We start from the raw sequence: 16,423 nt of genomic DNA, 5'->3' as shown, positions 1-16,423 counted from the left end.
CAGTAAAAGGTTTGCAGAGCGTAAGGGGCTTTGCGACAATATTGAGCACTTTTTCTATACCCTTCCCACTTTAAGCGGCGGCGGTTCAGTGATTTGGTTTGCCTTCTATTCAGAGCAATAGTGTTGCTGTTAGGAGCGAGAGCACCCATCGTTGATTTGCAACTTTGATTGGTTTGGGAGATCGCTTTTTATTTCATCGCTTTTTAGGAGCTGATATGTCTTCGCGTAAACAACTGGCTAACGCGATTCGTGCGTTAAGCATGGATGGTGTTCAACAAGCTAACTCTGGGCATCCGGGAGCCCCAATGGGCATGGCGGATATCGCTGAAGTGCTGTGGCGCTCACACCTCAACCATAATCCGCACAATCCACAATGGGCTGACCGCGACCGTTTTGTGTTGTCTAACGGCCATGGCTCAATGCTGATTTACTCACTGCTGCACCTAAGTGGTTATGAGTTATCGATTGATGATCTGAAAAACTTTCGTCAGTTGCATTCCAAAACCCCAGGTCATCCAGAATACGGTTACGCGCCAGGTATTGAAACCACGACTGGTCCTCTAGGTCAGGGGATTACCAATGCAGTGGGCATGGCGATGGCTGAAAAAGCGCTCGCGGCTCAGTTCAACAAGCCAGGTCACGACATCGTTGATCACTTTACTTATGTCTTTATGGGTGATGGCTGCTTGATGGAAGGCATTTCTCACGAAGCCTGCTCACTGGCTGGCACGCTTGGCCTTGGTAAGCTTATCGCGTTTTGGGATGACAACGGCATCTCGATTGACGGCCACGTTGAAGGCTGGTTCTCTGATGACACGCCTAAGCGTTTTGAAGCCTATGGCTGGCATGTGATCCCAGCGGTTGATGGTCACGATGCAGAGGCGATTAACGCAGCGATTGAAGCCGCCAAAGCTGATCCTCGTCCAACATTGATCTGTACCAAAACCATCATCGGTTTTGGCTCACCCAATAAAGCGGGTTCTCATGACTGCCATGGCGCGCCATTAGGCCACGATGAAATTAAAGCGGCGCGTGAATTCTTGGGTTGGCAATACGCTCCATTTGAAATTCCGGCTGATATTTACGCTCAGTGGGACGCCAAAGAAGCGGGCCAAGCTAAAGAAGCGGCTTGGGATGAAAAATTTGCCGCTTACGCTGCCGAGTACCCAGCAGAAGCGGCTGAGTTCAAACGCCGTGTTAATGGTGACCTTCCAGCGCAGTGGGAAGAGCAAGCCAATGCTATCATTGCTGAGTTACAAGCTAACCCTGCTAATATTGCGTCACGTAAAGCCTCGCAAAATGCCCTTGAAGCGTTCGGTAAATTATTACCAGAATTTATGGGCGGCTCTGCTGACCTAGCGCCATCAAACTTGACCATGTGGTCTGGTTCAAAATCACTCACCGCTGAAGATTTCTCTGGCAACTACATCCATTACGGCGTACGCGAATTTGGTATGACGGCTATTATGAACGGTATCGCGTTGCACGGTGGCTTTGTCCCTTATGGCGCGACCTTCTTAATGTTTATGGAATACGCTCGTAACGCAATGCGTATGGCGGCGCTGATGAAGATCCAAAACATTCAGGTTTATACTCATGACTCGATTGGTTTGGGTGAAGATGGCCCGACTCACCAACCGGTTGAGCAAATCGCTTCACTGCGTTTAACTCCGAATATGAGCACATGGCGTCCCTGTGACCAAGTGGAATCTGCAGTCGCCTGGAAACTGGCCATTGAACGTAAAGAGGCGCCATCAGCGCTGATCTTCTCACGTCAAAACCTCGCTCAGCAGCCTCGCACGGCAGCGCAAGTGGCTGATATCGCCAAAGGTGGTTATATCCTTAAAGATTGCGCTGGCAAACCAGAGCTTATCTTGATTGCGACCGGCTCTGAAGTTGAGCTAGCGGTGAAAGCGGCAGAGCAGCTAACCGCTGAAGGTAAGCAAGTCCGCGTGGTTTCAATGCCATCGACCGATGCTTTCGACAAGCAAGATGCAGCGTATCGTGAAGCGGTATTACCTGCAGACGTGACCAAACGTATCGCGATTGAAGCAGGCATTGCGGATTTCTGGTACAAGTACGTTGGTTTTGGCGGCAAGATCATCGGCATGACGACGTTCGGTGAATCGGCACCAGCGGATCAACTGTTCAAAATGTTTGGTTTTACGACTGAAAATGTGGTGAAAACAGCTAACGAACTGTTGGCTTAAACGAACTACTGGCTTAATGGTTGATATTGAGTTCTAACTGAGCCCAGCTTATTTGCTGGGCTTTTTCTATGGAGCTAAGCCGTTTTCCATTCATTAGGGCAAGCATGACGCAAAGCATCAATAAACAAGCGTAAACGCAAAGGGTGACGCCCCGCTGGATAGTAACAAGCCACCTCACTGGGTGGAGATAACCACTCTGGTAAACAAGCAGCAAGACTCCTCGGATGAGCGCGTTCAAAGCCTTCTGCAAACCAAGTGGGTAGCAAGCCAATTCCTCGCCCTTTGGCTATCGCGTCGGCTTGCATGGCTAAGCTATCACTTTGTAAACGACTTTTCAGAGCTGGTAATACCCAGTCTCCTTGAGTCTGATGAGTTAGGGTTAATCCTTCTTGGCGACAGGCGATAAAATCTATCCAAGTATGATTTATAAGCTGCTCAGGATGTTCGGGCTTAGGGTGAGTGGCTAAATAATTTGGAGAAGCGTACGGTGAATAATGCCAATTACCGAGAAGCTCGCGCCGCCATCCAGAGGGGGTGATAGCCCCGATCCAAATCATCAAATCAGGTTCTAACAGGCTATTTTCGGCTACGTAGTGACTGTGTACTCGAATGGTTACTTCGGGGTGTGCCAGCATAAACTCATCGAGAACGTGGCTTATCCACCCTCGGACTAAGTTGGGATGAACGACTAACGTCAGGTTACCGCTGATTTGATTGTTCAGCTCTTGAAGAGCTTCAATACCTTTTGATGCCAATTCAACTAATTGCTCGCTATAAACGGCAAACACTTGTCCGGCCTTAGTTAATGTGAGTCGGTTGCCTTGACGAGTGATCAGCGCTTGCCCTAAATCACTTTCGAGCATAGCAAGCCGTCGACTTAGTGTCGATTTTGGTTGTTCAAGCGCTTTAGCGGCAGCGGTCAGACTTTTGTGCTGACAGAGTGCATGGAAGGCTTTGATAGCACTTAAATCATGCATGATAACAGTGACCTCGTTATTCAATAATCGTGTTGTTCCATATCTGGGACTGACTATTCCATCTGTCGGTCTATCTCAATGATTCAAATTGTGAATAATTCCACTTCGAAATTAATAATCATTATCATTTATGGAGTGGTGAATGTCTAGATTAAATCCAACCCGCGTCGCTTTGGCCGTAGCGTTTGGTCTATTTGCGTCGGTACCAGTGAGTGCTCAGCAAGAGCGTCAAGTTGACGAAACACTGGTCGTGACCGCGTCAGGTTTTGAGCAGGTGGTGAGAAATGCGCCAGCCAGTATCACGGTGATCAGTGCCGAAGAGATGGCCAAGGGCTCATTTAGAGATTTAACCGATGCGTTGCGCTCGGTACCGGGCATTTATATTTCTGGTGGCGGCGCCAGTCAAGACATTAGTATTCGCGGCTTAGATGCTAAATATACGCTGATTTTAGTCGATGGAAAAAGACAAGGCAGCCGTCAAACGCGCCCTAACAGCGATGGACCAGGCATCGAGCAAGGCTGGATCCCACCACTCAATATGATAGAACGAATCGAGGTTGTACGCGGCCCAATGTCTTCGTTGTATGGTTCTGATGCAATGGGCGGGGTGATTAATATTATCACTAAAAAAGTATCGGATACTTGGAATGGTTCACTTCGTCTAGAAAGCCAACTGCGCGATCGTGGTTATGCCGGTGATAGCCAGCAAGCCAGTGCAACTATCGCTGGTCCTTTGATTGATGGTTTACTTGGGGTTCAGCTTTCTGGTTCCGTTTCTCGACGTGCTGAAGATGACAAAATCGGTTATTACCCTGAACAAGAGATGAACAGTGCCAATGTCCGTTTTGATCTCACCCCGACTGACACGCAAGATATTCGTATCGATATTAATCAAAGTCGTCAACAGCGGGACAGTTCTAAAAAAAGTGCCGAACGTCCATCACAAGGGGATTATGAACGTTCGTATTATGCCCTTTCTCATGAAGGACGTTGGGAGTTTGCAACCAGCCAATTGAGCTATAGTCACGAAAAAACAGACAATGAAAGCCGTCAAATGACGATCACTAACCAAGTGGTTGACGCCAGTTTACAACGTGCGTTTGACGATCATTTCGTGACTGTTGGTGGACAATACTTTAACGAATCGTTGGATGATGCCGGTAACAAATACAATCCTAGCGTAAATTCATTAGAACGTTGGCGCGGTGCCTTTTTCATTGAAGATGAGTGGCAAATGACACAAGACTTTGCCTTAACCCTTGGAGCACGTTTTAATCGCGATCAGCATTATGGCAATGAAATTACCCCCCGTGCCTATGCTGTTTGGCAATTAAGTGATCACTGGACGGTAAAAGGTGGCGTGACTAATGGCTTCAGTGCTCCAGGGTTGCGTGAAGTCTCTAGCGATTGGGGACAAGTGACGGGTGGTGGGCGTCGTAATGGGGTGATTTTAGGCAACCCTGATCTCAAACCTGAAAAAACATTGAACCAAGAAATTGCGATCTTCTATCTGCTACCAACAGGGTTTCAGGCATCACTCAGTGTATTTAATACCGACTTTAAAGATAAAGTGTTGATTACCACTCTATGTGATGATGCCAGCAACGGTGGAGGATGTGTTTCACCTTCAGGCAGTCAGCATGATTTTATTCAGCAACGAGAAAATGTCGATAAAGCACGGATTCAAGGGATAGAAACCAGTTTTAAAATACCAGTCATGGAACAACTCGCTCTATCGGCCAACTATACCTTTACGGACTCAGAGCAGCGCAGTGGGGCGAATCGTGGCGATCCATTAAGTCGAACTCCACGCCATCAAGCATCCATCAATTTAGATTGGGATGCCAGTGAGCAGCTAACGTTTTGGACACATGCCAAATACAAAGGCAGTGAATATGCGATTGTGCGAGGCGGGGCTGTTGGAGATAAATACGATGCTTACCAAACCTTAGATATTGGTGGTAATTATCAAGTCAACAAAGAGACACGTTTACTGTTTGGTATCTATAACCTCACCGATACCGATATTTCACAAGATAAACATGGCAAAGTGCTGGATGGACGCAGCTACTGGATAGGGGCGGATATCAGTTTCTAAAAGCGTTATACCGGGCTCACTTTATTTAGTGAGCCTTTTTTTATCGACGATGGATGAGTGGGGGTGTTGCTCTTAAAGGCTATCAGTTACTATCCTCCTCTCGAAAACAATTAAGACGATGGAATGATGCTTAAAGTTGCGATCAATGGGTTTGGGCGTATCGGGCGTAATGTCTTGCGAGCGATATATGAGAGTGGAAAAAATCAGCAAATCAAAGTAGTGGCAGTCAATGAACTGGCATTACCCGATGCGATGGCCCACCTTCTGCAATACGATACGAGTCATGGCCGTTTTGGTAAAAAAATCACCAATGATCAAGAGCATATCTATGTGCATCATGAGGCAGGTGTCTATGATTCGATTCGGATCCTTCATCTTAGCGAAATCAAACTACTGCCTTGGCGCGATCTTGGGGTTGATATTGTTCTCGATTGTACCGGAGTCTATGGTTCCAAAGCCGATGGCCTAGCCCATATTACCGCGGGTGCTAAGAAAGTGCTCTTTTCCCATCCCGGGAGTCATGATCTCGATAACACCATCATTTATGGTGTTAACCATCAAACGTTGACTGCTGAGCACCGCGTGGTTTCCAATGGCTCTTGTACCACCAACTGCATTGTGCCGATCATAAAAGTCTTGGATGAAGCCTTTGGTATTGACTCTGGTACCATCACCACCATTCATTCAGCGATGAATGATCAGCCCGTGATTGATGCTTACCATACCGATCTGCGTCGCACGCGTTCTGCTAGCCAATCGATCATTCCCGTTGATACGAAATTGCATAAAGGTATTGAAAGAATTTTTCCGAAATTTTCTAACAAATTTGAGGCAATTTCAGTGCGCGTGCCAACAGTTAACGTCACAGCGATGGATTTAAGTGTCACATTAAATACAAATGTGAAAGTTAATGACGTAAATCAAACCATCATACACGCATCTCGGTGTACATTAGATGGCATTGTTGACTATACTGAAGCTCCATTGGTATCCATCGATTTTAACCATGATCCACACAGTGCGATTGTGGATGGTTCACAAACCCGAGTCAGTAACGGGCAACTGGTTAAAATGTTGGTTTGGTGCGATAACGAATGGGGCTTTGCGAACCGCATGCTGGATACGGCGCTCGCAATGCAAGCATCCGAGTAGGAGCAGGATGATGGGGATGGCTGAGTATTGAACTTGAAATACATCGTGACGGTCTCCATATCAATAACCAGTTTGAAGAATAACTAAGCTCGGCAAGGTTGCCGGGTTTCCAAAAACTTTATTTATTAATATTTGAGAGGACAAACCATGTCTGTAATCAAGATGACCGACCTGGATCTAGCAGGTAAACGCGTATTTATCCGTGCTGACCTAAACGTACCAGTGAAAGATGGCAAAGTGACTTCGGATGCACGTATTCTTGCGTCTTTACCAACCATTCAGCACTGCATAGCGGCTGGCGCTAAAGTAATGGTGACTTCTCACCTCGGTCGTCCAACGGAAGGCGAATACACGGAAGAGTTCTCTCTATTACCCGTCGTTAACTACTTAAAAGACGCGTTAGATTGCGAAGTTAAACTGGCTAAAGATTACCTTGATGGTTTGGAATTGAACGCTGGCGAATTGGTCGTTCTTGAAAACGTTCGCTTTAACAAAGGCGAGAAGAAAAACGAAGAAGAATTATCGAAAAAATACGCAGCGTTATGTGACGTGTTTGTGATGGATGCGTTTGGTACGGCTCACCGTGCTCAAGCGTCGACTCATGGCGTTGGTATGTTTGCTCCGATCGCTTGTGCTGGTCCACTATTGGCGGCAGAACTTGAAGCATTGGGTAAAGCGATGGATAACCCAGAGCGTCCATTAGTGGCTATCGTTGGTGGTTCAAAAGTATCAACAAAACTCACCGTACTCGAATCCCTTTCTAAAATTGCTGACCAACTGGTTGTTGGCGGTGGTATCGCGAATACCTTTATTGCCGCTGCGGGTCACAATGTCGGTAAGTCTCTTTATGAAGCCGACTTGCTTGATACAGCGAAAAAGTTAATGAAAGAGTGCTCTATTCCTCTTGCGACTGATGTTGCTTGTGCGAAAGCGTTTGATGAAAACGCCGCAGCGGAAATCAAGCACGTTTCTGAAGTGCAAGATGACGATATGATTTTCGACCTAGGCCCAGATTCAACCGCAGCATTGGCTGAAATCATCGCTAACGCAAAAACCATTCTATGGAACGGTCCTGTTGGCGTATTTGAATTCAAAAACTTCGAAGCAGGTACCAAAGGTATCTCTGAAGCGATAGCCAAATCGGCAGGTTTCTCAGTAGCGGGTGGCGGTGACACGCTAGCAGCGATCGATAAGTTTGGTATCAAAGCTGACGTATCTTATATTTCAACCGGTGGCGGTGCTTTCCTTGAATTTGTTGAAGGTAAAGTTCTACCAGCAGTAGAAATGCTAGAAGCACGCGCGAAAGCATAATGACGATGAGAGCGGGGGGCAACTCCCGCTTTCTTGTTTGCTGCACGAGGGTATTTATTCTGCTAGAATAGCGCCAGTTGTGAGCAAACGTTTGCAAGAATGTAAACTTAACTGTTTTATTTTTAAACGACAGAAAAAATAGGATCAAATCCATGTCTAAGATCTTCGATTTCGTAAAACCTGGTGTGATTTCTGGTGATGACGTACAGAAAGTATTTGCAGTAGCGAAAGAGCATAACTTTGCTCTACCTGCTGTTAACGTTGTCAATACTGACTCTATCAACGCGGTACTAGAAGCTGCAGCCAAAGTGAAAGCGCCAGTCGTGGTGCAATTCTCTAACGGTGGCGCTGCTTTCTTTGCTGGTAAAGGCGTTAAACTTGAAGGCCAAGGTGCTCAAATCCTTGGTGCAGTAGCTGGTGCAAAATACGTTCACGCTGTTGCTGAAACTTACGGTGTGCCAGTGATTCTACACACTGACCACGCTGCGAAGAAATTGCTGCCTTGGATCGATGGTCTACTTGATGCTGGCGAAGAGTTCTTTGCTCAAACAGGTAAGCCTCTGTTCTCTTCTCACATGCTAGATCTTTCTGAAGAGTCTTTAGAAGAAAACGTCGAAACGTGCGCGAAATACCTAGAGCGTATGGCGAAAATGGGTATGACCATCGAAATCGAACTGGGTTGTACTGGCGGTGAAGAAGACGGCGTTGATAACTCTCATATGGATTCATCTGAGCTGTATACTTCTCCAGAAGACGTGGCTTACGCTTATGAAAAACTAAGCGCAGTCAGCCATCGTTTCACTATCGCTGCTTCTTTCGGTAACGTACACGGTGTTTATCAAGCGGGTAACGTGGTATTGACTCCAACCATTCTACGTGATTCTCAAGCGTACGTTTCTGAGAAATTTGGCCTTCCAGCTAACTCTCTAAACTTCGTTTTCCACGGTGGTTCTGGTTCTTCTGAAGCGGAAATCAAAGAGTCAATCAGCTACGGTGTTATCAAAATGAACATCGATACTGATACTCAGTGGGCAACATGGGATGGTATCCGTAAATATGAAGCGGAAAACCACGATTACCTACAAGGTCAAATCGGTAACCCAACTGGTGAAGCTGCACCAAACAAAAAATACTACGATCCACGCGTATGGCTACGTGCAGGCCAAACCTCAATGGTTGCTCGTTTAGAGAAAGCTTTCGCTGACCTTAATGCGATCGACGTACTATAAGTTCACTTCTCTGAACTAAGTGATGAACCCGCTCAATGAGCGGGTTTTTTTATGGCTAGTGATTAGGAAATAGATCTGCTAGTTTAAAGAATAATCTTATGTTTGCTGAGATTTAAATAAGTATACTTTGCGTGGGATATTACATAGGGCAGTTGTCACTCCTTTGTATACATCAAAAAAACAATATCGATATCATTGATTGTAGAGGATATACAATATGGCGAATGAGTCAGTGGGAATAGAAGTTCCTGGCGTTGAAAGCTTACATCAGGTCAATAGTTGGTTAACCAATAACTCAGATTTATTTATTCAATACGGTGTGAATATTATTTCCGCTATTTTGATTTTGTTTATTGGTAACATCATTGTCAAAACGATCGCGGGTAGCTTAGCAAACGTGTTGATGAAAAAAGAGATGGATAAGGCGGTTGTTGATTTTATCCAAGGCATCGTACGTTACACACTATTCATCATTGTATTGGTTGCCGCATTGAGTCGTATCGGAGTCCAAACTGCTTCCGTCGTGGCAATTATTGGTGCTGCGGGTTTAGCGGTAGGTTTAGCGCTGCAAGGCTCTTTATCCAACTTTGCCGCTGGCGTTTTAATCGTTGCTTTCCGTCCGTTTAAATCGGGTGACTATATCGAAGTGGCTGGAACCGCTGGATCGGTTGATTCGATTCATATTTTCCAGACGATTTTAAAAACACCCGATAACAAAATGGTGGTATTACCTAACTCTGCGGTAGTGAATGGCGCAATTATCAATTATTCACGCCACGCCACACGTCGCGTCGATTTACTGATAGGCGTATCTTATAAATCGGATCTGAATAAAACCAAGCAGGTACTGCGTGATGTGGTTGAGCGCGATCCTCGGGTATTAAAAGATCCAGAGGTAAGAGTTGAAGTGCATCAACTCGGTGATTCATCGATTAATTTTATTGTTCGCCCTTGGGTGGAGAGTGCAGATTACTGGCCTGTTTATTGGGAGTTGACGCATAAAATTAAAGAAGCGCTCGATGAAAATGGTATTGAAATTCCGTTCCCACAAATGGATGTTCATTTGAATAAAATCAGCTAACGGACGTTATTGGTTGAGCTGAGTAAATAGATGAACAATAGAAAATAACAACGGAGGTTTTGGCCTCCGTTGTTATTTTAGTTCCAATACTGCTGAAGGTTATTCGCCAATAGAAAAGCAATGGTAAACATCATTGCCGCGATCACCAGATCGATGCCTTTTTTGACGGCGGGTTTGGATAAGGTTGGCCCTAATTTGGCTGCGCCTATCGATAATGAATAAAACCATACGAAGGAAGCGATCATCGTTCCTAAGGCAAATGAAAGCCGATCATGACCTTCAAATTGACCACCAATCGATCCTAAAATCACCACCGTATCTAAGTATAAATGCGGGTTCAGTACGGTGACCGCTAATGCCCCAAGAATCACCGTTCGTTTACCTCTTGCCGTGATCTCAGAGGAAGACTCTTGTTGTTGCGACGGTTTAAAAGCCGTTTTTAATGCCAATAAGCCGTAGCCAGTTAAAAAAGCGATCCCACCTAAAGTAACCGCAATCAATAAACTTTCATTTTGTGACAGCAATGCGCCGCCGCCAAATATTCCCAAGGAGATAAAGATAACATCTAATACGCTACAGATGGTTGCCGTGGTTAGATGGTGATGACGTTTAATGCCTTGGTTTAACACGTAAGCGTTTTGTGCTCCGATGGGAATAATCATCGTTGCCCCGAGTCCGAAGCCTTGTAGCAAAATCCAGAAGTTCACAGTTGTCTCATTAATAGAATGCTAAATAATGGCCGCAAGATACCCAGAGTTATTTGATTAGTATAATTAATAATTTTAATATAAAATAAGCTTGGCTTATTTTCTGTAGGGTGGACAAGAATGCGTGGCTTAGATTACAAATGGATAGAAGCACTGGATGCGGTTTTACAATATGGAGGCTTTGAGCGTGCGGCTGAAAAACTGTGTATTTCTCAGTCTGCTGTTTCGCAGCGTATCAAACAACTGGAGAAATTCATCGCACAGCCAGCACTGGTACGTAGCGCCCCACCGAAGCCAACTCTGATAGGCAAAAAATTGCTTGGCTTGTATCGTCGGGTTCTCCTGCTGGAGCAAGAAACCATGCCAGAGTTATTAAATGATACCTCGGCACGTCCGGTTACCTTATCAATTGCTACCAATGCTGACAGTTTAGCCAGTTGGGTCATTCCAGCTCTACAGCCGATCATGAGTAAAGAAAACGTCGCCTTTCAATTCTCTATTCTTGATGAATCCCGTTCGATAGAAAAAATGAAGAATGGCGAAGTCGTGGGAGCGATCAGTTTAGATGATCAACCGTTACCGGGTTGTCGAGCGGAATACTTGGGCAAAATGGATTACTTATGTGTCGCCAGCCCCAGCTTTATGACGCGCTATTTTTCGAATGGTGTGAATGCGCAAACTCTGCTCCATGCCCCATCGGTATCATTTGATATGCAAGATAGCCAACATAAACAATTTTTAAAACAGCACTTTGCTGTGCAGAGTGAAATGCGGATCAATCATAAAGTCGGCAGTTCAGAGGCTTTCGTTGCCCTTGCAAAAGCGGGGTTGGCTTATTGTTTAATTCCACGTTTACAAATTGCAGAGGAGTTGGCAAAAGGTGACTTGGTTGAGGTGACGCCTGGGCAAACCGTAACCAATGTGATCTATTGGCATCATTGGCTATTAGAAACGGGGATTTTAGCTCAGCTATCAACAGGGATCGTTAATTATGCGAGGACACATTTGCCACAGTAAGTTTAAGTGAGTTCAATGAGTTAAAACGGTGTCAGTTTATCAGCAATGCCAAGTGAATCACTCTATATTGGTTTATGATGATATAACGAGTTAACGTGATTTATCTATCACAACATTTTCCAACATAAAGGATGAGTAATATGAAATCGCTACGTCAATGGCTTATAGTCTTATGCAGTCTTACGGCGGTGAGTGCGCAAGCTCAGCAAATGAACTTTCCTCATATCGTGACTTCTGGTTATGGTGAAGTGATTGCTCAACCAGACAGAGCGCAGTTTTCTGTGAAGGTGGTTGAAACTACGATGAATGCTGAGCAAGCGAAAGCCACGGTGGATAAAGTGGTCGCGGACTTTGTCGATAGCCTTAAGCAGTCCGGTGTGAAAAGTGAAGATATCTCCAGCTCAAATTTGTATCTCACTCCTCAATATCATTATCCAAAGTCTGGACAGCCTGAGTTAGTTGGCTATCGAGCGCAGAGAAGTGTCACCGTTGAGGTCGAAAAACTCAGTGCTTTGAATCAGTACTTAGACTTAGCGTTGGCTTTGGGCATTAATCAGGTCGATAACGTTCAGCTAAAAGTCAGTGAACAAGCGAAATACCAACAGCAAGCGAGAATGGCAGCGATTGAAGATGCCAAACAAAAAGCCAATTCATTGGCTACTGGGTTTCAAAGTAAGTTGGGGCCTGTATGGCGTATTGAATACAGTTCAATCACTCCTCAGCCGGTGATGATGCGTTCAGTTAGCATGGCCGATAGTGCAGAAGTGAGTCAGAGCTATCAAGATTCAACGATTGTTATCCGTGATCGAGTCGATGTGATTTATAAATTGACCCACTAAATTTGACCTCAAGCGCACTCCGTTGCGTGGGTGCACTTGAGTGCTATGCGCTAGTTTTTTGTTCAGCAATAAGAAAATGCTGTTATAATGCGCATTCTGAGACGACTGAGTGTATATAATTAGGGCTATGAGATTTTCTAGAGCGATTACTTTTCTTCTCATTGCCTGCGCTTTGACCACCTCAATCATCGTTTTCTATTACGCTCAGCGCCATCAAAAAATTAAACAAAATCATATTAATCACGCCGCTCAGCAAGCACTCCATCAACTCTCTTACGGTGTGAGAGAGTACGCCAATATCCAAGATCAGCTTTTTTCTATTATTCATCTACTCAGTCATAGTCAGACGACCTGCGATTACGCCTTCTCACCTGAGCCGAACAATCAGCGCTTACTCGAAGAAGCGTTTGCGTCCGTTGCTCATTACCAAAAATGGTATAACTCAATCGTCTTTTTTGATAATGAAGGCCAAGCCAATGTCGGGGTGATGTACTCGGCTACAGAGTCGAGCAAAGTGATCAGCCATGCACTGGACAATCAAGCCAGTAGCGAACGACTTGCACTTGCTGAGCAGCTCAGTGACGAGCAAATTGGTATTTGGGGATGGAATGATCACCATCCGATGCCATCGATGCAGCTTATCACGCCCGTTAAGGTATTTGGGCTGCGTTACGGCTATATCATGATGGATATTAATCTTTGGCGTTTAGCAGAGCGAGTCAGTTATAGCTTACAACGCGATTTACAACCCGAAATCGTTACTGATCAAGGGGTTGTCTTGAGCCATAAGTTATCACAACATGCGTTAATGAAGCCTTTTATACTGGAAGATAATCTCGCACACCGTTTTCCGCTGACGTGGCAACGTATGCAGACCGCAAATACGGGGTATCAGCTTGAACAGGGGCATTTAATTGCCTTTGCATCTATTTCATTAACCGATGATCAAGCGATGTATTTGATTGTCCATTTAACTCCGGAAGAGTTAGCACAGCGCGCCGAACGTGATTTAAATGACCTAATCAAAGAAGGATTATTTGTATTGCTCATGGTGATGCTTTTCACTTTGCCAACCTTATCGATGGTGTTGCATTACCATCGACGCGATATAGAAAGTAAGCTTGCCCGCGCAGCACTAAATGGCATGACAGCGGTGATGATTGCCGATAAACACCATCAAATCATGATGGTTAATAATGAGTTTGAACGTATGACGGGGTTACCAAAAGCGTGGGCGATCGGCCGTAACGGACTGAAAACCTTGCTTTATCATAACGGCATGCCATTTATATTAAGTGTCTTAGAGCGAATTACCAGCGAGCATTATTGGCAAGGGGAAGTCGAGTTCGCCACTGCGCAAGGTGATATGTTGACTACGCTGATGCGTATTCAAGGCATTATAGAGTCAGGGCGAGTGAGTTATTATATTACGTCGATTGTTGATATTACCGAACGTAAGCAATTAGAGAATAAGTTGCGTGAATTAAGTGAGAAAGATAGCCTGACGCAGCTATGGAATCGACGTAAGTTTGAATTAGAGCTCACCCATCAAGTGGAACGTATTCAAGCTGAGGGCAATGCTTATCCCGTCTGTTTGGTGTTATTAGATATTGATTTCTTTAAGCGTGTTAATGATGAACAAGGTCACGATCAGGGCGATCGAGTGATCATCGACGTGGCGCGTTTACTGACGCAACACCTTCGCAGTTATGACTTTATCGCACGAATTGGTGGTGAAGAGTTCGCCGTTATTATGCCCTCAACCCGCATTGAGCAAGCGCAGCAGATTATTGAGCGATTAAGAGGGGCGGTGGAAGCCGAACCGCATTTATCCGTGACCGTCAGTGCCGGCATTACTGACTTAACCCTTGATGCAACACGTTCCTATAAGTACGCCGATATCGCTCTGTATGAAGCGAAAAAGTCGGGGCGCAATCAGGTGTCGACTTTTTTAAGTCAAGAGAGCTGATCATCGGTTAAGATAATCTTGGTGTCGGTATTAGCGAGATAAAAAAACGGGGCTTTTCAGCCCCGTTTTGCGTTTAGTTGATCACTTTCTCGGTATCGAGCAACGATTATAGAACGTGAACAGAAGCGGTATTGGTTGTACCTGATGCAACCAATGCGCCTGAAACCATCACGGCGATGTCGCCTTTCTTACCTAAACCCGATTCTAAAGCAATCTCTTTACCTAGACGGTAGAAATCATCGGTGCTTTCAATCGCATCAACAACAACAGGTGTTACACCTTTAGTCAGAACGAGTTGAGCGGCCGTTTTCTTGTTGGTTGTTACTGCAATGATGTTCGCAGTTGGGAAGTACTTACGCACTGAACGAGCTGATTTACCCGCTTCAGTTGCGACCACGATAAGTGGAGCCGCCAATTTCTCAGCAGTATCTACCGCACCTTTACAAACGGCTTCAGTAATGCGTAGACGTGGGCTGTCTAGACGAGAACCCAACTCCGCTTGTAGAACGCGGTCAGTGCGAGCACAGATTTGCGCCATGATAGTGACCGCTTCAACAGGGTATTTACCTTTTGCTGTTTCGCCAGAAAGCATCACTGCATCTGTACCATCCATTACCGCGTTGGCTACATCGCCAGCTTCTGCGCGCGTTGGACGTGGGTTCTTGATCATAGAATCAAGCATTTGCGTTGCGGTGATAACCACTTTACGTGCGCGGTTACATTTTTCGATCATCATCTTCTGTGCAAAGATAACTTCTTCAGCAGGGATCTCAACACCTAGGTCGCCACGAGCAACCATGATACCGTCAGAAAGCTCAAGAATTTCGTCGAAGTTATCCACACCTTCTTGGTTTTCAATTTTAGAGATAATTTGGATATCTGCGCCGCCGTTGGCAGTCAGTAATTCGCGAATTTCACGTACATCGTCTGCTTTACGAATAAAAGAAGCCGCAACGAAATCAACGCCTTGCTCACAACCAAATTTAAGGTCTGCTTTATCTTTTTCAGAAAGCGCTGGCAGGTTAACTGAAACGTTAGGTAGGTTAACGCCTTTATTTTCGCCCAGTGCGCCGTTGTTAAGAACTTTACATTTCACTTCAGTCTCAGTGGTGGCAATCACTTTCATTTCGATTAGGCCATCATCGACTAAAATAGTGTTGCCTGCGGCAAGATCTTTAGCAAAACCTGCGTAAGTTACAGCAACGATGTCTTTGTTACCGACAACTGAGGTATCAGTAGTAAACGTGAACTCTTGACCAGCAACGAGATCAACATCATCACCATTTTCTAGTTTGATGGTGCGAATTTCAGGACCTTTAGTATCCAATAGAATCGCGAGTTGCTTACCGGTGTTTTCCATTACCTTGCGGAAGTTCGCGATACGTGTACCGTGCTCAACGAAGTCACCGTGAGAGAAGTTAAGACGCATGACGTTCATGCCCGCATTGACTAGCTCAGTCAGTTTTTCTACAGATTCAGTTTTAGGGCCAATCGTACATACGATTTTGGTCTTTTTCATGGAAAGTGCTCTCCGGTAAATAAATTTAAGATGAATTTAAAGGGTAATGCTTAGCCTTAAAGTGTTCTCGGTAATGGCAAGCGTCTCCGTTTGCCTCTTAGGTTTCACGAGTCTGTTTCACTCTAAAGCTGAAAGTCTTTCAACAGATTTAGTCATTTTATGACTGCTTATCTGAGGTGAAATTTCACAAACAAACCCACAACGTCTACAAATAGCCATTGTGGTTAAAAATTTACGTCAAGTTCTGTAATTTTTTTTCTTTTCGGATACGAATTCTATCATCTAATGCTGCCAATATCACGATTTAAGACTTG

The 16,423-nt window shown here is 45.1% G+C and carries 12 protein-coding genes; 9 read left to right on the top strand and 3 right to left on the bottom strand.

The features are described 5' to 3' along the window. Positions 1-215: 215 nt before the first annotated feature. Positions 216-2,210, top strand: coding sequence for a transketolase (gene tkt / locus CAG60_RS13155; protein ID WP_161439130.1), 1,995 nt, complete (start codon positions 216-218; stop codon positions 2,208-2,210). Between the two features lie 74 nt (positions 2,211-2,284). Here the strand turns inward: tkt and CAG60_RS13150 are convergent, their stop codons facing one another. Continuing rightward, entirely contained in the window at positions 2,285-3,187 is a 903-nt protein-coding gene (locus tag CAG60_RS13150) for a LysR family transcriptional regulator (protein ID WP_161439129.1), read from the bottom strand. 142 nt (positions 3,188-3,329) lie between these two features. Here CAG60_RS13150 and CAG60_RS13145 point away from each other — a divergent pair, with 142 nt between their 5' ends. The 5 genes from CAG60_RS13145 to mscS all read left to right on the top strand — a co-directional run bounded on the left by CAG60_RS13145 (position 3,330) and on the right by mscS (position 10,058). After that, a complete protein-coding gene (locus CAG60_RS13145) occupies positions 3,330-5,285 on the top strand; it encodes a TonB-dependent receptor domain-containing protein (protein WP_161439128.1) in 1,956 nt (651 codons plus the stop codon). Positions 5,286-5,411: 126 nt separating this feature from the next. Next, positions 5,412-6,437, top strand: coding sequence for an erythrose-4-phosphate dehydrogenase (epd, locus tag CAG60_RS13140; protein ID WP_154170701.1), 1,026 nt, complete (start codon positions 5,412-5,414; stop codon positions 6,435-6,437). A 147-nt stretch (positions 6,438-6,584) separates the two neighbouring features. Next, the gene (locus tag CAG60_RS13135; RefSeq protein ID WP_040904704.1) at positions 6,585-7,748 is read left to right on the top strand and encodes a phosphoglycerate kinase; all 1,164 of its coding nucleotides are present in this window, start codon (positions 6,585-6,587) and stop codon (positions 7,746-7,748) included. A gap of 152 nt (positions 7,749-7,900) precedes the next feature. Further along, positions 7,901-8,977 carry a class II fructose-bisphosphate aldolase gene (gene fbaA, locus CAG60_RS13130; protein ID WP_161439127.1) on the top strand — a complete coding sequence of 359 codons (1,077 nt, stop codon included), beginning with the start codon at positions 7,901-7,903 and terminating at the stop codon, positions 8,975-8,977. A gap of 217 nt (positions 8,978-9,194) precedes the next feature. After that, entirely contained in the window at positions 9,195-10,058 is an 864-nt protein-coding gene (gene mscS / locus CAG60_RS13125) for a small-conductance mechanosensitive channel MscS (protein WP_161439126.1), read from the top strand. Between the two features lie 77 nt (positions 10,059-10,135). On the opposite strand, the gene CAG60_RS13120 is transcribed toward mscS, so the two are convergent. Beyond that, positions 10,136-10,765: a LysE/ArgO family amino acid transporter gene (locus CAG60_RS13120; RefSeq protein ID WP_158144295.1), complete on the bottom strand. Its 630-nt coding sequence runs from the start codon at positions 10,763-10,765 to the stop codon at positions 10,136-10,138. A gap of 120 nt (positions 10,766-10,885) precedes the next feature. On the opposite strand from CAG60_RS13120, the gene CAG60_RS13115 reads away from it, so the two are divergent. From CAG60_RS13115 to CAG60_RS13105, 3 genes are all read left to right on the top strand, one after another. Next, positions 10,886-11,782, top strand: a complete 897-nt coding sequence (locus tag CAG60_RS13115; RefSeq protein ID WP_161439125.1) for a LysR family transcriptional regulator ArgP — start codon at positions 10,886-10,888, stop codon at positions 11,780-11,782. 140 nt (positions 11,783-11,922) lie between these two features. Then, entirely contained in the window at positions 11,923-12,621 is a 699-nt protein-coding gene (locus CAG60_RS13110; protein ID WP_158144294.1) for an oxidative stress defense protein, read from the top strand. Between the two features lie 127 nt (positions 12,622-12,748). Beyond that, positions 12,749-14,590: a sensor domain-containing diguanylate cyclase gene (locus CAG60_RS13105; RefSeq protein ID WP_161439124.1), complete on the top strand. Its 1,842-nt coding sequence runs from the start codon at positions 12,749-12,751 to the stop codon at positions 14,588-14,590. A gap of 106 nt (positions 14,591-14,696) precedes the next feature. On the opposite strand, the gene pykF is transcribed toward CAG60_RS13105, so the two are convergent. Continuing rightward, on the bottom strand, positions 14,697-16,109 hold the full coding sequence (gene pykF, locus CAG60_RS13100; RefSeq protein ID WP_004396037.1) for a pyruvate kinase PykF: 1,413 nt from the start codon (positions 16,107-16,109) through the stop codon (positions 14,697-14,699). Between the last annotated feature and the right edge of the window lie 314 nt (positions 16,110-16,423).

Source organism: Vibrio sp. V33_P6A3T137 (assembly GCF_009904835.1).
GTDB classification, from domain to species: Bacteria; Pseudomonadota; Gammaproteobacteria; order Enterobacterales; family Vibrionaceae; genus Vibrio; species Vibrio metschnikovii.
Note: the sequence above shows the minus strand (reverse complement) of the source record. Positions and strands in the feature narration are given on the sequence as shown.